This is a genomic window from Delftia sp. JD2 (assembly GCF_001682645.1).
In the GTDB taxonomy this organism is placed as follows: Bacteria; Pseudomonadota; Gammaproteobacteria; order Burkholderiales; family Burkholderiaceae_C; genus Comamonas; species Comamonas acidovorans.
Genome location: NZ_LFJT01000041.1, coordinates 14,912 through 34,198 on the forward strand (window position 1 = coordinate 14,912; position 19,287 = coordinate 34,198).

General features: G+C 67.4%; 15 protein-coding genes and 2 riboswitches. Of the genes, 3 read left to right on the forward strand and 12 right to left on the reverse strand.

The features are described 5' to 3' along the window. Positions 1-133 precede the first annotated feature (133 nt). The 10 genes from ACM14_RS20335 to gcvT form a co-directional block, all read right to left on the reverse strand. Positions 134-835, reverse strand: coding sequence for an ABC transporter ATP-binding protein (locus tag ACM14_RS20335; RefSeq protein WP_034398706.1), 702 nt, complete (start codon positions 833-835; stop codon positions 134-136). Positions 836-843: 8 nt separating this feature from the next. Further along, positions 844-1,611 (reverse strand): high-affinity branched-chain amino acid ABC transporter ATP-binding protein LivG, encoded by a 768-nt coding sequence (gene livG / locus ACM14_RS20340; RefSeq protein ID WP_012206137.1) that lies wholly within the window; start codon positions 1,609-1,611, stop codon positions 844-846. A gap of 52 nt (positions 1,612-1,663) precedes the next feature. After that, entirely contained in the window at positions 1,664-2,902 is a 1,239-nt protein-coding gene (locus ACM14_RS20345) for a high-affinity branched-chain amino acid ABC transporter permease LivM (RefSeq protein ID WP_043824703.1), read from the reverse strand. Further along, the gene (gene livH, locus ACM14_RS20350) at positions 2,902-3,828 is read right to left on the reverse strand and encodes a high-affinity branched-chain amino acid ABC transporter permease LivH (RefSeq protein ID WP_012206135.1); all 927 of its coding nucleotides are present in this window, start codon (positions 3,826-3,828) and stop codon (positions 2,902-2,904) included. The genes ACM14_RS20345 and livH overlap by 1 nt, the downstream gene beginning before the upstream one ends. A 97-nt stretch (positions 3,829-3,925) precedes the next feature. After that, positions 3,926-5,047, reverse strand: a complete 1,122-nt coding sequence (locus ACM14_RS20355; protein ID WP_013801936.1) for a branched-chain amino acid ABC transporter substrate-binding protein — start codon at positions 5,045-5,047, stop codon at positions 3,926-3,928. Positions 5,048-5,387: 340 nt separating this feature from the next. Next, positions 5,388-6,023: an RluA family pseudouridine synthase gene (locus tag ACM14_RS20360; protein ID WP_254662105.1), complete on the reverse strand. Its 636-nt coding sequence runs from the start codon at positions 6,021-6,023 to the stop codon at positions 5,388-5,390. An 83-nt stretch (positions 6,024-6,106) separates the two neighbouring features. Continuing rightward, positions 6,107-8,326, reverse strand: a complete 2,220-nt coding sequence (locus ACM14_RS20365; protein WP_065347154.1) for a PAS domain-containing sensor histidine kinase — start codon at positions 8,324-8,326, stop codon at positions 6,107-6,109. A 154-nt stretch (positions 8,327-8,480) separates the two neighbouring features. Further along, positions 8,481-11,372: an aminomethyl-transferring glycine dehydrogenase gene (gcvP, locus tag ACM14_RS20370; protein WP_065347138.1), complete on the reverse strand. Its 2,892-nt coding sequence runs from the start codon at positions 11,370-11,372 to the stop codon at positions 8,481-8,483. 71 nt (positions 11,373-11,443) lie between these two features. Next, positions 11,444-11,818 carry a glycine cleavage system protein GcvH gene (gcvH, locus tag ACM14_RS20375; RefSeq protein ID WP_012206130.1) on the reverse strand — a complete coding sequence of 125 codons (375 nt, stop codon included), beginning with the start codon at positions 11,816-11,818 and terminating at the stop codon, positions 11,444-11,446. A gap of 135 nt (positions 11,819-11,953) precedes the next feature. Further along, positions 11,954-13,129, reverse strand: a complete 1,176-nt coding sequence (gene gcvT, locus ACM14_RS20380; protein ID WP_065347139.1) for a glycine cleavage system aminomethyltransferase GcvT — start codon at positions 13,127-13,129, stop codon at positions 11,954-11,956. 17 nt (positions 13,130-13,146) lie between these two features. Next, a riboswitch (glycine riboswitch) is annotated at positions 13,147-13,265 on the reverse strand. A gap of 15 nt (positions 13,266-13,280) precedes the next feature. Continuing rightward, positions 13,281-13,392, reverse strand: a riboswitch (glycine riboswitch). Between the two features lie 169 nt (positions 13,393-13,561). On the opposite strand from gcvT, the gene ACM14_RS20385 reads away from it, so the two are divergent. Next, complete coding sequence (locus ACM14_RS20385) at positions 13,562-15,166, forward strand: fatty acid--CoA ligase (protein ID WP_065347156.1); 1,605 nt, start codon at positions 13,562-13,564, stop codon at positions 15,164-15,166. 15 nt (positions 15,167-15,181) lie between these two features. On the opposite strand, the gene ACM14_RS20390 is transcribed toward ACM14_RS20385, so the two are convergent. Further along, a complete protein-coding gene (locus ACM14_RS20390) occupies positions 15,182-16,099 on the reverse strand; it encodes a LysR family transcriptional regulator (protein ID WP_065347157.1) in 918 nt (305 codons plus the stop codon). 98 nt (positions 16,100-16,197) lie between these two features. Here ACM14_RS20390 and ACM14_RS20395 point away from each other — a divergent pair, with 98 nt between their 5' ends. Then, a complete protein-coding gene (locus tag ACM14_RS20395; protein WP_065347140.1) occupies positions 16,198-16,689 on the forward strand; it encodes a DMT family transporter in 492 nt (163 codons plus the stop codon). 51 nt (positions 16,690-16,740) lie between these two features. On the opposite strand, the gene ACM14_RS20400 is transcribed toward ACM14_RS20395, so the two are convergent. Beyond that, entirely contained in the window at positions 16,741-18,387 is a 1,647-nt protein-coding gene (locus ACM14_RS20400) for a sensor histidine kinase (protein ID WP_065347158.1), read from the reverse strand. 443 nt (positions 18,388-18,830) lie between these two features. Between ACM14_RS20400 and ACM14_RS20405 the strand changes: the two genes are divergently transcribed. After that, positions 18,831-19,286, forward strand: a complete 456-nt coding sequence (locus tag ACM14_RS20405) for an Lrp/AsnC family transcriptional regulator (protein WP_065347141.1) — start codon at positions 18,831-18,833, stop codon at positions 19,284-19,286. Position 19,287 lies beyond the last annotated feature (1 nt).

The window sequence follows — 19,287 nt, forward strand, 5'->3', positions numbered from 1 at the left end:
TTTATAACGCCTGCGCCCAGGCCGCAGACCCCACAATCGGCCGCGCATGACCAGACCACTGTGCGATCTGCGCGTGAAAAGAAAAAGGCCCGCCGAAGGGCGGGCCCGTGGAGCGCCAGGCGCCTGTGCGTTGTCAGGCGCCCAGGTAGGCGCGGCGCACGGCGTCGTTGGTCAGCAGGTTGGCGCCGGTGTCTTCCAGCACCACCTTGCCGGTTTCCAGCACATAGCCGCGGTCGGCGATCTGCAGGGCGCGGTTGGCGTTCTGCTCGACCAGGAAGACCGTGACGCCGGCCGTGCGGATGGTCTGGATGATCTCGAAGATCTGCGCAATGATCAGCGGCGCCAGGCCCAGCGTGGGCTCGTCCAGCAGCAGCAGGCGGGGCTTGCTCATCAGCGCGCGGCCGATGGCCAGCATCTGCTGCTCGCCGCCCGACATGGTGCCGGCGCGCTGGTGGGCGCGCTCACGCAGGCGCGGGAAGAGGCCGAACACATGTTCGATGCCGGCCTCGATCTGCGGCTTGTCCAGGAAGAATCCGCCCATCTTCAGGTTGTCCGTGACCGTAAGGTCCGAGAAGATGCGCCGTCCCTCGGGCGAGACCGCGATGCCCTTGCGCATGATGTGGTGCGAGGGCAGCTGGGTGATGTCCTCGCCCTCGAACGAGATGCGGCCCGAGCTGGCGCGCGGGTTGCCGCACACCGTCATCAGCAGCGAGGTCTTGCCGGCGCCGTTGGAGCCGATCAGCGAGACGATTTCGCCCTGGTTGACGTGCAGGCTCACGCTGTCGACCGCGCAGATGGCGCCGTAGTGGGTGGAGATGTTCTCCAGTTGCAGCATGGCAGGCATCAGGCTTCTCCCAGGTAGGCCTTGATGACCCGTTCATCGTTGCGGATGGCATCCGGCAGGCCCATGGCGATGGGCTTGCCGTACTCCATGACCAGGATGCGCTCGGACACGCCCATGACCAGGCCCATGTCGTGCTCGATCAGCAGCACGGCAATGCCGTACTGGCGCCGCAGCTGGTCGATCAGGCCCTGCAGGTCCTTCTTCTCCTGCGGGTTCAGGCCGGCGGCGGGTTCGTCGAGCATGAGCACGCGCGGCTTGGTGATCATGCAGCGCGCGATCTCCAGGCGGCGCTGGTGGCCGTAGGCCAGGTTGCCGGCCTCGCGGTTGACGAACTCGCGCAGGCCCATGACGTCCAGCCAGTGCAGGGCGCTCTCGATCTTTTCCTCTTCGCTGCGGCGGTAGCTTGCCGTGTTGAACAGGCCCGACAGCAGGTTGACGCCCGAGCGGCGGTGCTGTGCCACCAGCAGGTTTTCCAGCACCGTCATGGACTTGAACAGCCGCACGTTCTGGAAGGTGCGCACCACGCCGTGGTTGGCCACGTGGTGGCTGCTGCGGCCCTCGATGGCGCTGCCGTCCAGCGTGACGGAGCCGCTGCTGGGCTGGTAGAAACCGCTGATGCAGTTGAACACCGTGGTCTTGCCGGCGCCGTTGGGGCCGATGATGGCAAACACTTCCTGCGGGCGCACGTTGAAGCCCACATGGTCCACGGCCAGCAGGCCGCCGAAGCGCATGCACAGGTCTTTGACTTCTAGCAAATACTCGCTCATTGCCGGCCCTTGCTGCTTTCTGTTGTCCCAAAAATCATGGTGTCGGCATGCCTCATGAGCGCACCTCCACATGGTGGCGGCGCATGGGCAGCAGGCCCTGCGGGCGCCAGATCATCATCAGCACCATCACCAGGCCGAAGATCAGCATGCGGTACTCGGAGAACTCGCGCGCCAGCTCGGGCAGCACCGTCAGCAAGATGGCCGCGATGATCACGCCCAGCTGCGAGCCCATGCCGCCCAGCACCACGATGGACAGGATCAGCGCCGATTCGATGAAGGTGAACGATTCGGGGTTGACGATGCCCTGGCGCGCCGCGAAGAAGGCGCCGCCCAGGCCGGCGAACATGGCGCCCAGCGTGAAGGCGGACAGCTTGATCTTCATGGGGTTCAGGCCCAGGGAGCGGCAGGCGATCTCGTCCTCGCGCAGCGCCTCCCAGGCGCGGCCTATGGGCATGCGCACCAGGCGGTTGGAGATGCACAGCGTGATCACGGCCAGCAGCAGCGCCATCAGGTACAGGAAGATCACCATGTGCAGCGAGCTGAACTCCAGCCCCAGGAACTGGTGGAAGGTCGTGCCGCCCTCGGTGGAGGGATTGCGCGTCATCTCCAGGCCCAGCACCGTGGGCTTGGGGATGCTGGAGATGCCGTCCGGCCCGCCCGTGATGCTGGTCAGGTTGACCAGCATCAGGCGGATGATTTCGCCGAAGCCCAGCGTCACGATGGCCAGGTAGTCACCGCGCAGCCGCAGCACCGGAAAGCCGAGCACGAAGCCGAACATCGCGGCAGCGGCGCCAGCCAGCGGCAGCGCTTCCCAGAAGGACCAGCCGGCCCAGTGGAACAGCAGCGCATAGGTGTAGGCGCCCACGGCGTAGAAGCCCACGAAGCCCAGGTCCAGCAGGCCGGCAAAGCCCACGACGATGTTCAGGCCCAGGCCCAGCATCACGTAGATCATGGCCAGCGTGGCGATGTCCACCGCGTTGCGGCCCGCGAAGAAAGGCCAGGACACGGCGATCAGCAGGGCGGCCAGGATCAGGCCGTTGCGGTGGCTGGGGCGTGCGTGTGGCAGCGAGGGCAGCGAGACCTTGGGCATCTTCGCCGCGATCAGCGGGCGCAGCAGCTGCACCAGGAAGACCAGGGCGCAGGCCCAGGCCACCACCGTCCAGTCGGGGTTGATGATGGTGCGGGTGCCGGCGCGCTCCAGGTGCAGGCCGAAGATGGGCGTGACGACCACGGCGGTCATCACCGTGGCGATCAGGGCGTCGCGCAGGTTCAAGGTGGGTTTGGCTTTCATCAGACCTTCTCCACTTCAGGCTTGCCCAGCAGGCCCGTGGGGCGGAACAGCAGGATCAGCACCAGCAGGCCGAAGGCCACGATGTCCTTGTACTCGGACGAGATGTAGGCTGCCGCAAAGGTCTCGGCCACGCCCAGCAGCACGCCGCCCAGCATGGCGCCGGGGATGGAGCCGATGCCGCCCAGCACCGCCGCCGTGAAGGCCTTGATGCCGGCCAGAAAGCCGATGAACGGGTTGAGCTTGCCCACGGCCAGCGCGATCAGCACGCCGCCCACGGCCGCCAGCATGGCGCCCAGCACGAAGGTGAACGAGATCACGCGGTTGGTGTCGATGCCCAGCAGGCTGGCCATGTGCATGTCCTGGGCGCAGGCGCGCGAGGCACGGCCCATGCGGGAATGGCGGATGTACAGCGTCAGCAGCACCATGAGCACGATGGCGACCACGATGATCAGGATGCGCGAGTAGGGCACATAGATCTCGAAGCCACCTTCGGCGCCGAAGCGCAGCGCGCCCGGCAGCAGCGAGGGCACGGCCATGTCGCGCGCGCCCTGGCCCAGGGCCACCCAGTTCTGCAGGAAGATGGACATGCCGATGGCCGAGATCAGGGCCACCAGGCGCGGGCTGCGGCGCAGCGGCTTGTAGGCCACCTGTTCCACCACCAGGCCGTAGACGCCGGTGACGAAGACCGACACCACCAGCATCAGGCCGATGATGGCCCACACGGGCAGGCCGCTTGTCGTGCCGATGGCCGACAGCGTGACCAGGCCGATGTAGGCGCCGATCATGTAGATGTCGCCGTGGGCGAAGTTGATCATCCCGATGATGCCGTAGACCATTGTGTAGCCGATGGCGATCAGGGCATAGATGGCGCCCAGGGACAGTCCGTTGAACAGCTGCTGTATCAGCTGAGGTAAGAGTTCTGACATGGTGTAATGCCGCCCCAAAACAGGAAAAGGCCTAAAAGGCCAGGATGCAGACAACCGGGACACGCGCAAGCGTGCCCCGGCCAGTCAACGAGGGGGATTACTTGGCAGCGACCGACTTGCTGCCGTCCTTGTGCCATTCGAACACCTGGAAGTCGAAGGACTTCAGGTCGCCCTGCTTGTTCCAGCCCACCGAGCCCAGAACGGTCTCGAAGTTGGACTTGTGCAGGTGGTCAGCCACCTTGGCGGGGCTGTCGCCCACGGCCTTGATGCTGTCCAGCAGCACTTGCGTGGCGGCAAAGGCGGTCAGCTGGAAAGCGCCCGAAGGATTGCGCTTCTTGTCCTTGAAGGCCTTGACCACGGCGGCGTTCTTGGGGTTGGCCGAGAAGTCTGCAGGCAGGGTCACCAGCATGCCTTCGACGGCGTTGCCGGCGATGGCGTTGACTTCGGGGTTGCCCACGCCTTCGGGGCCCATCATGCGGACCTTCAGGCCCTGCTCGGAAGCCTGGCGCAGCAGCAGGCCCATTTCGGGGTGGTAGCCACCGTAGTAGATGAAGTCCACACCGGCGCTCTTGAGCTTGGTGATGACGGCGGAGTAGTCGCTGTCACCGGCGTTGATGCCTTCGAACAGGGCCACTTCCACGCCGGCCTTCTTCAGGTCGTCGCGCACGGAGGAGGCAATGCCCTGGCCATACGACTGCTTGTCGTGCAGCACGGCAACCTTCTTGGGCTTGGCCTTGTCCAGGATGAACTTGGCGGCGGCCGGGCCCTGCTGGTCATCGCGGCCGATGGTGCGGAAGATGAAGTGGTAGTTCTTGCCGTCGGTCAGGGCCGGGGAAGTGGCCGAGGGGGTCACGACGACCACGCCTTCGTTGTTGTAGATCGGGGCGGCGGCAATCGATGCGCCCGAGCAGACGGGGCCGATCACGTAGCCGATCTTGGCGTTGACCACGCGGTTGGCGGCCACGGGGCCTTGCTTGGGTTCGCAGGCGTCATCGACGGACACCAGCTCGATCTTCTTGCCATTGACGCCGCCAGCCGCATTGGCCATTTCCACGGCGGTGTTCACGCCTTCCTTGACCATGTCGCCGTACTGCGTCAGCGGGCCGGTGGTGGGAACCACCATGGCGATCTTGATTTGCGCATGCGCTGTGGAGAACAAGGCGGCACCAGCCAAACCCAGGGCGGCGACGACGGTGTGCATGCGGAACGGAATGCTCATGAGTACTTCCTTCAACTTTGGGTAAAGCGTTCTGAAAAACGCGGTGGCTCCTGTAGGGGCGATCCGCGCAAAGAAGCACAGATTAATCTCCTGGTTACCAATGGCAACAGGGTATCCCGGGGCTGGCGCGCATGCAGGCTTTTCGCTAAGGGCTGGATGCCATCGCAGGCCGCTTGTCAACGCCGGTTTTGGGCGACGAAAACGCCTGATGCCGACGGTGCACCCAGACGGTGCTGCATGAAACCAATATGACCGACTGCAAGAAGGGGAAACACGTACACGGAATGTTGCATTGCAGCAACGCGCCAGAGGGCGCCGGTTTGCGTGTTTCTGCGGTGGATCAAAACGGCACGGCGGATTCGAAACGCAGCGTTTGGCCCGACAGGGGATGGGCCAGCTCCAGCTGGTGCGCATGCAGCAGCAGGCGCGGCGACAGTGCCTGCACGGCGGCATCGGCATAGAGCGCATCGCCCAGGATGGGATGGCCCAGCGCCGCCATGTGCACGCGCAACTGGTGGGTGCGGCCCGTCACGGGCTGCAACTGCACCCGCGTGGTGGGTGTGCCCTGGTCTTCGGTGGCTGCAGGCATGGCGCGCCACAGGGTCTGGCTGGGCTTGCCCTGCAGGGCGTCGATGATGCGCAAGGGGCGCCGCTCCCAGTCGGCGGCTATCGGCAGGTCGATGCTTTGCCAGGCGTCGGCCTGCTGGGCGTCCGGGCGGCCGGCGACCACGGCCACATAGCGCTTGTGCACGCGGCGCTGCGCAAAGGCTTCGCTCAGGAGGCGCTGGCTGGCCAGGCTGCGCGCCATGACCACCAGGCCCGAGGTGGCCTGGTCCAGCCGGTGCACGACCAGCGCATCGGGCCAGCGCTGCAAGGCGCGGCCGCTCAGGCAGTCCTGCTTGTCGGGGCCGCGCCCGGGCACGCACAGCAGGCCGGAGGGCTTGTCCAGCACGAGCAGCTCGGCGTCCTCGTACAGGCAGGAGACACCTGCATCGGTATCTGCATCGGCAGCAGTACCAGCACCGGGGCACTCCTGCAGCCGTTCAGCGCTTGAGCCGCTCACCGTTCATTCAGGAGCCTGTGCACGGTGGCGCACAGCTCCTCCACGTCATTGGGCTTGTGCACCAGGGCCCGGGCGCCAGCGGCCATGGCGGCCTGCTCGATCTCGGCGGTGATGTAGCCCGAGGCCAGGGCGATGGGCAGCAGGGGCTGGATGGACAGCGCCTCGTACACCAGGTCGATGCCGCTATAGCCGGGCATGTTGTAGTCGGTGACCAGCAGGTCGTAGTCCTGGGGGGCGGCGCGCAGCGCCTCGGTGGCCTCGTGCGGATCGGTGAAGCCGCTGACCTGGTAGCCGCGACGGCGCAGCAGGCGCTGCACGAGGAAGACCAGGGCCTGGTCGTCGTCCACGTACATCACATGCTGCTGTGCGGCCTGCGGGTCGGGCAGCAGGGCGAACTGCGGGCCGGTCGGGGTTTCTGCGGCTGCCAGCGGCTCCGGCAGGCTGGGCGGCGTTTCGGCCGCGGGCGCCTGGGCTGGTGCGTACTCGGCGGGCGCCAGGGCGTCGGCCGGGGGAAAGTACAGCGTGAAGCGGCTGCCTTGCCCTGGAATGCTGTACACGTCCACGGCGCCGCCGTGGTTGCGCATGACGCCGTGCACCACGGGCAGGCCCAGGCCCGTTCCCTGGCCCACGGGCTTGGTGGTGAAGAAGGGCTCGAAGATGCGCTGCAGCGTGCGCGCATCCATGCCGGGGCCGTTGTCCTGCACCGACAGCGCCACGTAGCTGACGGGTGGCAGGCCCAGGCGCTCGCACAGGCGCTGGTCGGGGCGCACCAGGTCGGCGTCCATCTGGATCAGGCCGCGCCGCTCACCCAGGGCGTGCATGGCGTTGGTGCACAGGTTGAACAGGGCCTGCTCCACCTGCATGGCGTCGGCCAGCATGGGGGGCAGCTGCGGCGGCACATGCACCTGCAGCTCCACGGCGGGCGGCAGGGTCACGCGCAGCAGCCGCGCCGTGTCGCCCATGACTTCGCGCGCCTGCACAGGCTTGCGCTGGGGCGGCTCGTTGCGGCTGAAGGTCAGGATCTGGCGCACCAGGTCGCGCGCGCGGCGGCCGGCCTTCTCGATCTCCTGCAGGCTTTCGATGGCTGCGGCATTGCCGCCGCAGTCGGCCTTGGCCAGCTCCACGTTGCCCAGGATCGCGCCCACGATGTTGTTGAAGTCGTGCGCAATGCCGCCGGCCATGGTGCCCAGGGCCTGCATCTTGTGCGATTCGCGCAGCTGGTCTTCCAGTTCGTTGCGCTGGGCCTCGGCCTTCTTGCGGCTGGTGAGGTCGCGCGCGAACACGGTGGTGGTCTCGCCGCCGCTGTGGTGCTCGAAGGAGACACTGACCTCGACCGGAATCTCGCGGCCGCTGGCCGTGCGCGCCGTCATCTCGCCCAGCACGGCCTGCGTGGTCAGCGGTGCAAAGGACAGGGCCTGTGCCGCATCGGGCAGGAAACGCTCCAGCGGACTGCCCAGCGCGTCGTGCGGCGGGCACAGGAACAGGGCGGCGGCCGTGGGATTGAAGACGGTGATGCGCTGGTCCGAGTCCAGGCAGATGATGGCGTCCAGCGCCGAGTTGATGACCGATTCCAGCCGCCGCTCGCTCAGGAACAGCTGGTGGTTGCGCTGCTGCAGCGCCAGGCGCTCGGCCAGCAGCGGGCCCTGGTCCACCACGGCGCACAGGTACTGGGCAATGGGCGGGCCGCTTTGCTGGGGGATGGCGATGCAGGCCACGTGCAGGTCGGCGCGCAGCTGGTGCTGCTCGGTGATCTCGAAGCAGACCTCGTGGGCCTCGGTGCGGCCCAGCTCGCGTGCTGCGGAGAAAGTCTCGCGCACGCGCTCGGCGTCGTCCGGGTGCACGAAGGGCGCGAAGTTCACCAGCAGCCGGTCATGCTCGGAGGGCTGGAAGGCGCTGTGCGCCATGGCGTTGGCCTGCACCACCATGTCGTGCTCGTCCACCACCAGCAGGGGCAGGGGAATGCTGGCGAACAGGGCCTCGAAGCGCTCGGAGGCGCTTTCGGCCACGGCCTGGCTGTAGTCCAGCACGCGGTTCTGGATTTCCAGTTCGCGCTGGTAGTTGCGCAGCTCGGCCACCAGGGCCTGCAGCGGGTCGTCTTCGGGCTGGAAGAGGGGAAAGCGTTCGACGGGGGGCAGGTCGGCGCCGGGCGCCAGCAGCGCATGCAGGGGCAGGTGCTCGTCGTCGCGAGGCGGATCGGAATGGTCTGGGCTGCTCATCGCGGGCTGGCGCTGGGGAAAGCGGCACATGCCGCACAAATCCTGGTGGCCCGCGCCCGGCGTCCGGCAGATTACCGGAGCCCGGCGCGGGCAGGGCCGCAGTGTACGCGCGCCAGGCGGGGCGCCACAAGCGCCCCTTTCGGTGGCAGGTGCTTCAGCTCAGGTAAGCGTCCACGGGGATGCAGCTGCAGTACAGGTTGCGGTCGCCGTAGACGTTGTCCACGCGGCCCACCGGGCACCAGTACTTGGACTGGCGCAGGGCAGCCACCGGGTAGGCAGCGGCCTCGCGGCTGTAGCGGTGGGCCCATTCCGAGGCCAGCAGCGTCTCGGCCGTGTGCGGCGCGTTCTTGAGCGGGTTGTCGTCCTGGGGCAGGCGGCCCTGCTCGATGGCGCGGATTTCCTCGCGGATGGCGATCATCGCGTCCACGAAGCGGTCCAGCTCGTACAGGCTTTCGCTTTCGGTGGGCTCCACCATCAGCGTGTTGGGCACGGGGAAGGACAGCGTGGGCGCGTGAAAACCGTAGTCGATCAGGCGCTTGGCCACGTCCTCGGCCATGACGCCCGTGCTTTCCTTGAACTGGCGCAGGTCCAGGATGCACTCGTGCGCCACATGGCCGTGCTCGCCCGCGTACAGCGTGGGGTAGTGGTCGCGCAGCCGGGCGCTGATGTAGTTGGCGCTGAGGATGGCGGTCTCGGTGGCCAGGGTCAGGCCCTGGGCACCCATCATGCGGATGTACATCCAGCTGATGGGCAGCACGGCCGCATTGCCCAGCGGCGCGGCACTGATGGCACCCGTACCGCCCGCAAGGCCCGCCGTGGCATGGCCGGGCAAGAAGGGGACGAGGTCCTCGACCACGCAGACGGGGCCCACGCCCGGGCCGCCGCCGCCGTGCGGAATGCAGAAGGTCTTGTGCAGGTTCAGATGGCTGACATCGCCGCCGAAGCTGCCCGGCGCGGCCAGGCCCACCAGGGCATTCATGTTGGCGCCGTCCACGTAGACGCGGCCGCCGTGGTCATGCACCAGCTTGCACAGCTCCTTGACCTGGGTCTCGAACACGCCATGGGTGCTGGGGTAGGTGATCATGATGCAGGCCAGGTTGGCACTGTGCTGCTCGCACTTGGCCGCCAGGTCCGCCATATCGACGTTGCCGTTGGCATCGCAGGCGGTGACCACCACCTGCATGCCCACCATCTGCGCGCTGGCGGGGTTGGTGCCGTGGGCGCTGCTGGGAATCAGGCAGACGTTGCGGTGCGACTGGCCCCGGCTCGCATGCCAGCCCTTGATGGCCAGCAGGCCCGCGTACTCGCCCTGGCTGCCGGCATTGGGCTGCAGGCTGATGCCGGCGTAGCCCGTGGCCTGGCACAGCCAGTCGCGCAGCTGCTTGTCCAGTTCCGCATAGCCCTGCTGCTGGTCGGCCGGGGCAAAGGGGTGCACCTGGGCGAACTCGGGCCAGGTGATGGGAATCATCTCGCTGGTGGCGTTGAGCTTCATGGTGCAGGAGCCCAGCGGGATCATGCTGCGGTCCAGCGCCAGGTCCTTGTCCGACAGCTGGCGGATGTAGCGCAGCATGGCGGTCTCGGAGCGGTGGGTGTTGAACACCGGGTGCGTGAGGAAGTCGCTGCTGCGGCGCAGGCCGTCAGGGATCAGCGGCTCCACGCCCTTTTCGAAGGCGGCGAAGCTGGGCAGGGCCTGGCCGTCCCGGGCGAAGATCTTCCACAGCAGCTCGACATCGGCGCGCGTGGTGGTCTCGTCCAGCGAGATGCACAGGTATTCCTTGAAATACACGCGCAGGTTGGCGCCCAGGGACACGGCACGCTCCACGATGGCCTGGGTGGCCGCACCCGTGTGCAGGCTCAGCGTGTCGAAGCTGGGCACCTCGCGCAGCGGCGCGCCCAGCTCGGCCAGGCCGCGCGCCAGGATGGCCGTGTACGAGGCCACGCGGCGGGCGATGCGCTCCAGGCCCTCGGGGCCGTGGTAAACGGCGTACATGCTGGCCACGACGGCGGGCAGCACCTGGGCCGTGCAGATGTTGGAGGTGGCCTTTTCGCGGCGGATGTGCTGCTCGCGCGTCTGCAGTGCCAGGCGGTAGGCGGGCTTGCCGTGCACGTCCACGCTCACGCCGACCAGGCGGCCGGGCAGGGAGCGCTTGAACTCGTCGCGGCAGGCCATGAAGGCGGCATGCGGGCCACCCGCGCCCATGGGCATGCCAAAGCGCTGGGTGGTGCCCACCACGATGTCGGCACCCCATTCGCCGGGCGGCGTGATCAGGGTCAGCGCCAGCAGGTCGGTGGCCACGATGAAGGCGGCCTGCTTGCCATGGGCCTTGTCCACGTCGGCGCGCAGATCGTCAATGCGGCCGCTGGTGGCGGGGTACTGGGCCAGCACGGCGAAGTAGTCGCCGTCCATCAGCTGGTTCCATTCCTCCAGCGAGTTGGCCAGCAGCACCTCGATGCCCAGCGGCGCGGCGCGCGTCTGTATGACCTCGATGGTCTGGGGGTGGGCATCGCCCGCCACCACGAAACGGTTGCTCTTGTTCTTGACGGAGCGCTTGGCCAGCGTCATGGCCTCGGCGGCCGCCGTGGCCTCGTCCAGCATGGAGGCGTTGGCAATCGGCATGGCCGTCAGGTCGCAGACCATGGTCTGGAAGTTGACCAGGGCCTCCATGCGGCCTTGCGAGATCTCGGCCTGATAGGGCGTGTAGGCCGTGTACCAGGCGGGGTTCTCCAGAATGTTGCGCAGGATGACGCCGGGCGTGTGCGTGCCGTAGTAGCCCTGGCCGATGAAGCTTTTGAGCAGTTGGTTGCGGCCTGCCAGCGCCTTGAGTTCGGCCAGCGCCTGTGCCTCGGTGGCCGCTGGAGGCAGCGCCATGGGCTGGTGGCGCCGGATGGAGGGCGGGACGATGGCGTCGATCAGCGCATCGCGCGATGCCGCGCCAATGGCGCTGAGCATGTGGGCCTCGTCTTCGGGCGCGATGCCGATATGGCGGGCCACGAATTCGGTGGCGTTCTCGAGGGCGGCAAGGGGCTGGGTGGAGGACATCAGCATGGAGGGACCTGTCTCAAAAGCTGAAAAGCGCCAGGGCGGGCCCTGGCGCCCGTCCTGGCCGGAAAGTGGCGTCAGTTGCTCTGTGCGAAGGCCGTGTAGGCGGCTTCGTCGAGCAGCGCGGCCAGCTGGCCTGCGTCGCTGAGCTTGACCTTGAAGAACCAGCCTTCGCCCAGCGGGTCGCTGTTGGCCAGGGAGGGGTCGTCGCGCAGGGCTTCGTTGACTTCGACGATCTCGCCGCTGACGGGCATGTAGACATCGGCGGCGGCCTTGACGGACTCGACCACGCCGGCCACATCGCCCTGGTTGAAGCTGGTGCCCACGGCGGGCAGATCGACGAACACCACGTCGCCCAGCGCATCCTGCGCGTGGAGGGTGATGCCGACGATGGCCGCGTCAGGGTTGGCGGCGTTGATCCATTCGTGGTCCTTGGAATACTGGATGCTCATGGCTTGCTCCGATAGAAACTGAAAAGAAACCTGTGAAAGGCGGTTTGAGAAAGGTCAGTGCGCACTGTAGCGGCATGCGATGGCAGGAAAAACGAATCCGCCGAACTCGATCCACGCCAAGCGCGCAGGCTGTCCTCAACCGCGGTGATAGCGGGGCGCCACGAAGGGCGTGGCCTGCACCTGCATGGGCACGGCCTTGCCGCGCACCATGGCCTGCAGCGTGGTGCCGATGGCGGCGCTGCCCGGCTCCACATAGGCCAGTGCCACGGGCTGGTTCAGCGTGGGCGACAGCAGGCCGCTGGTGACCTGGCCGACCTTGCGGCCGCTGGCATCCAGCAGCTCCGTGCCTTCGCGCACGGGTACGCGCTCCAGGGCCACCAGGCCCACGCGCTTGCGCGTGAGCAGCTCGGGCGACTGCAGCTGGGCCAGCACGGTGGCCGCGCCGGGAAAGCCGCCTTCGCGCTCGCCACCAATGCGGCGGACCTTCTGCACGGCCCAGTTCAGGGCGGCCTCGGTCGGGGTGGTGGTCGTGTCCAGATCGTTGCCGTACAGGCACAGGCCGGCTTCCAGGCGCAGCGAATTGCGCGCGCCCAGGCCCACGGGCCTGACTTCGGGCTGGGCCAGCAGGGCACGGGCAAAGGCCTCGGCGTGGCTGGCGGGCAGGGAGATCTCGAAGCCGTCCTCCCCGGTATAGCCGCTGCGCGTGATGTACAGCTCGGCGCCTTCCCAGTCGAAGTAGCCGCCCGTCATGAACACCAGCCCGGCCGTGTCGGGCAGCAGGCGCTCCATGGCGGCTGCTGCCTGCGGGCCCTGCAGCGCCAGCAGGCCCCGGTCGAACTGGGGCTCGATTTCACAGCGCTGGCCGATGCGGGCCTCTATGTGCGCCAGGTCTTCGTGCTTGCAGGCGCCGTTGACGATCAGGAACAGGTCGTCCTCGCGGCGCACGAACATCAGGTCGTCCAGAATGCCGCCCGCGTCGTTGAGCAGCAGGCCGTAGCGCTGGCGGTGTTCGCCCAGGCCCAGCACGTCCATGGGCAGCAGCGATTCCAGCGCCGCGCCGGCATCCGGGCCGCGCAGGCTGATCTGGCCCATGTGCGAGACATCGAACAGGCCTGCCGCCTCGCGCGTGTGCAGATGCTCGGCCATCAGCCCCTGCGGATATTGCACGGGCATGGAGTAGCCGGCAAACGGCACCATGCGCGCGCCCAGTTCCTGGTGCAGGTCGAACAGCGGGGTCTTGAGCAGATCGGTGGTGGAGGCAGCGGTCAAGGAGGGACTCTCTTTTCGGCAAGGGGCAAGGCACAACGCCATCCCGGAATCCCGGGATGTCCTGCCCTGCTGTCCGCTTTACCTGAGAGATTCACCCGCACCTTCCATGCGTGGGGCTTGCTCCTTCGGTGGATGGGGCACACCGCCGTGCCCTGCATCTCTCTCCAGCTAGGAACGCCTGCGGCCGTGGCGGCAGGCGGTGCCAGTCCTTTTGCCTGAGCGTTCGGGGCGAACCCTGCGCCTTCGGCGGTGCCGCTGCCTGTGACCATTGCGGCCGGGCGGGCACTCTCTCCTGACCGGCGCATTCTAGCTGCGGCCAGCGCCCGCGCGGCTTCGGGATTTCCGCGGGCCGACCGCAGCTCCATGCGCTTGCCTGCATGGATGCATTTGCAAATTGCATAACTGTCTAAAAAATCTCCTACATTGAGATGCATCGATATATGAAATCTCGTGAGCGAGAAGGAAGAAGCGCACATGCAGCAGACGCTGGGAGACACATTGGCCTGGCCGGCACGTTACCTGCCGAACAAGGAAGCCCTGGTCGCGTGGGAGGGCGGCGAGCGCCGCGCCTGGACCTACGCCCAGCTCGATGCCGAAGTCAACCGCCACGCCCATGGCCTGGCCGAGCTGGGCATAGGCCATGGCGACGTGGTCGCGGCCTTTCTCTACAACACGCCGGCCTTTGTCTTCACCATGCTGGCGGCCGCGCGCCTGGGCGCCATCTTCAACCCCATCAACTACCGGCTGGCGGCGCAGGAGCTGGCCTTCATCCTCAAGGACGGCGCAGCGCGCGCCCTGGTCTTCGAGCACGAGGGCGGCGAGGTGGCCGCACGCGCCCAGGCCCTGCTCAAGGCCGAAGGCGGCGGCACTGGCACGGGCATCGAGCACTGGATCTTTGCCGACGATGCCCCGGCCGACCCGCTGCCGGTCTGGGCCACGCAGCGCCTGTCCGCCCTGGCCAGGGGCCGCAGCAGCGCGCCGCCCCATGCCCATGTGCGCGAGAGCGACCCCTGCATCCTCATGTACACCAGCGGCACCACGGGCCGGCCCAAGGGCGTGCTGCATACGCACCGCAGCAAGCTGGCGCACAACGCCCTCATGCACCAGACCATGCAGTTCACGCGCGACGACGTGGGCCTGGCCATGGCGCCGCTCAACCACACGGCCGAGCTGCACACCAGCTTTTTGCCGCGCCTGCAGGCCGGGGCCACCCAGGTGCTGCTGCGGCGCTTTGACGTGGCCGAGGCCTGGCGCCTGATCCGCGAAGAGCGCGTGAGCTTCTTCTTCGCGGCGCCCACCATGGTCACCATGCTGCTGGCCGACCCCATTGCCTCGCCCGAACAGGCGCCCGCGCTGCGGCTGGTGGAGTACGGCGGCGCCTCCATGGCGCCGCACCTGATCCGCGAATGGACACGCAAGGTCGGCAGCGACCTGGTCCAGGTCTACGGCACCACCGAGATGGGGCCCTGCATGTCCATCCTCCTGCCGCGCGAGCAGCTTTCGCACGCGGGCTCGGCGGGACTGCCCTCCATGGGCCATGACCTCATCGTGGCGCGCCTGCGCGAAGACAACGCCCCCACCGATCCGGCCGAGGCCTGCCTGCCAGGCGAGGTGGGCGAGATCCTGGTGCGCGGCCCCTGCATGATGGCCGGCTACCTCAACCGCCCCGACGCCAACACCCGCGCCCTGGCGCACGGCTGGTACCACACGGGCGACCTGGGCCACATCGACGACGACGGCTATCTCTGGATCCGTGACCGCATCGACTACATGATCAATTCGGGTGCCGAGAACGTCTATCCGCGCGAAGTGGAAGACGCGCTGGTCGAGCATGCCGACGTGCTCGAGGTCGCCGTCATCGGCGAGGCCGACGAGCGCTGGGGCCAGATCGTCGCCGCCCACGTGGTCGCCAAGCCTGGCGCCACGCCCACGGCCGAGGCGCTGGACGCCTTCCTGGTCCACGGCGACCGCCTGGCCGCCTACAAGCGCCCGCGCCGCTACCACTTCCGCGAGGCCCTGCCCAAGACGGCCAGCGGGAAGATACAGAAGCAGTTGCTGAGGGTGGTGGTGGCAGCCTGAGGCTGCGGCCTGCGTTTACTTCTGCGCAGTACAGCACTGCGCCATCGAGTTGCGCAGCCACCGATGCATGGCATCCCCCTGCTTGCGCACATGCCAGGCCTGCTGGTAGGCAAACCGGGGCAGCTCCAGCGGAGGAGCGAAGCGGCGCAGCGTTTTGTGGCGGCGCAGGTCGCCAATGGCGCGGCTGCCCACGGTCAGCACGAGGTCGGTGCCTGCCAGCACCTCCAGCGCCGCGCTCCAGTGGGGCAGGGCCAGCACCACGCGGCGGCTCAGGCCTTGGGCGGCCAGCGCCCGTTCGATTTCCTCGTTGGCGTCGGGCCGCATGGCCAGCATGACGTGCGGGCGCTGCAGCCAGTCCTGCAGTGACAGCCCGCCGCGTGCCGGCAGCACGGCATGGTCGGCCACGCTCACGAACTGCTCCTGGAACAGATCCTGCACCTCGATGCCCTCGGGCAGGTCGGGTGCGTCGGGGAAGGGCCCCAGGGCCAGGTCCAGTTCGCCATCGGCCAGCTGGGCCAGCATCACCTCGCGCGTGGACTGGCTGATGGCCAGGTCCAGCCCGGGTGCGTGCTGGCGCAGATGCCGCATCAGCGGCGGCAGCACGATGCGCGATGCGTAGTCCGACAGCGCCAGCCGCAGCCGTCCGCGTGCGTGGGCCGGGTCGAATTCCGCCTGTGCCAGCAAGCCGTTGAGGCTGCCCAGCGCATCCGCCAGCGGTTGCACCAGGCCTTGCGCGCGTGCCGTCAGCGCCATGCGGCCACCGCGCCGCACCAGCAACGGGTCGCCCAGATGTTCGCGCAGCTGCGCCAGCGAATGGCTCGTGGCCGGCTGGCTCTTGTGCAGCCTCAGGGCGGCGCGCGTCACATGTTTTTCGGCCAGCAGGGCGTGCAAGGCCAGCAGCAGGTTGAGGTCGATCCGGCGCAGTTCATCCATGCCATGAATATAGAACGTGCAGGCAAACGATTTCCATTCATCCAGCAGATGCGAGAGCATTCAGGCATGGATTTACGAACAGGAAAAGGATGCTTTGCATGACAGGACGGAACACGATTTTGGCCATGGCCCCCGTGGGCATGGCACTGCTGGCTGGCGCCATCCTGCCGTTCCAGGCGGCGAGCAACGCCATGGTCGGGCGGGTGCTGGGCCATCCGCTGTGGGGCGCGCTGACTTCGCTGGCCGTGAGCGTGATGGTCATCGTGCCCGCACTCTGGGCCATGCGCGCGCCCACTCCCGCGGTGGCGCAGGCAGTCGCGGGGCCGTGGTGGCTATGGATAGGCGGCGTGCTGGGTGCCATCTATGTGGCCAGTGCGGCGGCCGTGACACCCAAGCTGGGCGCGGGCGGTTTTCTGGTCTGCGTGGTGGCGGGGCAGATCGTGGTTTCGGTGCTGGTGGACCATTTCGGCCTGATGGGCCTGGGTGCCAGACCGGTCAATTGGTCGCGGCTGGCAGGGGTGGCGCTGATTCTGGGGGGCGTGTTCCTGGTGGTGCAGGGCGGGCAGGCCCGTGCAGCGGCGGCGCCATGAGCGCCGCGAGCACGCCCTGCTTCAGCGGCGAAGGCCCTGGCCTTGCCCGCGTCAGGCGGGCATGCCCGGCGGCACGGCGGCCGGCCTTGCCGCTGGCGGACATTCCTGGCAGGCATCTGCCGTGCCGGGCAGGAACCGGCCCAGCCGGATGACAAAGCAGGCCCCGCCTCCGGCAGCCGGCTGGAAGAACGCGTCGCCTGCGTGCAGCCTGGCGATGCGCCTCACCACGGACAGGCCCAGGCCATGCCCGTTGACGTGCCGGGTGGCGCTTGCGCGTTCATAGGGCTCGAAAACCTGTCCTGCCGCTTCAGGCGCAAGGCCCGGTCCCTGGTCGCTGACGGAAATCAGCAGGTCACCGGACGCATCGCAGCGGGCGGCCAGTGTGATGTCGCCCGCCTTGGCATATTTGATGGCGTTGCCGACAAGGTTGGAGATGGCGATGCGCACCAGGACAGGGTCGCATTGCCATTGCTGCGGGCCGTGTTCCAGATCCAGTTTCAGGCGATGCCGCCGGGACCAGCCGACGAGCTCTGCAGACTCCTCCAGGAGTTCATCCAATGGCGTCTGCTCCAGTTGCAGCCGGAACGCGCCCGCGTCCAGCCGGTCGCTGATCAGGCAGGTGTCCACCAGGGTCATCAGCCGGCGCGAAGCCCTGCGTATCTGCGACGCCTGCTCGATGAGGGAGTCCGCGTCCGTCGTCGGGAACGTCTGCAGCTCGGTCGCGGCGCCGTCCACGATGGTGAGTGGGGTGCGGAACTCGTGGTTGATCATGTTGAAGAACTGGCGCTGTTCCAGCCGCATCTCCCGCTCGCTGTGCAAGGCGGTCTGCAGGGCCTGCTGGGCCGTTTGCAGTTGTGCGGTGCGCTGCAGCACCTTGGACTCCAGCTCGCGCTCGGCAGCCTGGGCGCGTGACAGGGCCTGCATCCGCTCACTGCGCAGGGCACGCTCCGCCACCCGCGTGCGGTTGGTCACCGCCATTCCCAGCAGGATGGCCTCGGACACACGCCCGGCAAACCACAGCATCTGTGCCGATGGCAGCGCCACATCCGGCAGTAGGCCCTGGGTTCTCAGCAGGTTCAGGATGCCCAGGGCGGAAGGCACCGCAAACGCCAGCGCGCCCGGCAGGTATTGCCACTGCCTTCGGACCACCAGCAGGTACAGCACGAAGACCGCACCGAACGATGTGGACACCAGGGCCGTGAACACCACGGCACGCGAGATCTGCGGATAGCCACCCAACAGTGCCATGCCCAGTGCGATGGCATTCAGCCAGGCCACCACGCTGAAGAGGTGCGCAGCCCAGATCCAATGGCGGCGGAACTCGAACAATTGGCTGAAAAACACCGTCGCCACCACACAGAAGCTGCAGTAGGCGATGGACAGCGCATGCTGGGGCTGGTCGGCGCCGGGCAGCCACAGGCCTTCGGGCCGGTAACGGAAAGCAGCGTAGGCAAAGCCGGCTGCCAGGAGCGCGGCGCAAAGAATGTAGAGCCTTTCCCTGAGCCAGCACCACAGGATCAGGCTCATCAGCGTGATGGCCAGGGCCGAGCCCATGTACGCGTACAGCAGCATGGCGGCCGGCGCCATGCTCCTGCCGGGAAAGACCGCAATGCCCTGGTCTGCCTGGGGGTTGGGCAGCAAGCGGGTGAGCAGTGCCAGAAGCGCTGCAGCTGCCAGCGCCTGCACCAGGGTCTGCACCAGCCATTGCGCTGCAGCACCTGTTTGCCAGTGCCCCCGGCCGCCTTCGGTGGGGTTGTCTTGCGTGTGGATCAAGGGTCCGATTGGTTGATGTGGCGTGCGCCCGTATATGTCCGCCGTGCAGGCTTGCGGGGGGGCCATTGTGCACCGGCGGCCATTGCGGGAAAGCGCTGTCTGTCGCCTGCCAAGTGCCCCAATGCAACAGGCCGCCCCGCTGCGGATAAGCGGGGCGGCCTGTAACGGGCTCCTGGTCTGGATCACGCATCCGGGCGCTGGCGGTAGTCGGCGGGGCTGGGTGAATGGTTTTGCTGCGCCGGTAAGCGTGCTCCCATGCAGACAAGTGTGCGCGTTTGGTCTCAGAAAATGCTGCTTTATTTCTTCAAAACAGGCGTTGCTACAGAAAATTATTCTGCGCCTGCCTGTTTTGCAGTAGATTGCCGGCCATGGACATCCTCGACAGAAAGATTCTTTCCGCCCTGCAGGCCAACGCGCGCGCCAGCCTGCAGGAAATCGGCGCCGCCGTGGGCCTGAGCGCCTCGCCCTGCTGGTCACGCATCAAGAAGCTGGAAGAGGCGGGGGTGATCGAGGGCTATACCGTGCGCCTGAACCCGCTGGCGCTGGGCCTGGGCGATACGGTGCTGGTGCAGGTCACGCTGGACAGCCACTCGGACAACACGCTGGAGAAATTCGGCGAGATGCTGGCGACCATTCCCGAGGTGGTGGAGGCGCATCTGGTCTCGGGCGAGTACGACTACCTGCTGCGCGTCGTCGTCAAGGACACGCGTGACTACGAGCGCCTGCTGCGCGAGAAGCTCTACAAGATCAAGGGCATACGCCACAGCCAGTCCAGCTTTGTGCTGCGCACGTTGAAGAAGGCCGACCTGCCGCTGGGGGTCTGAA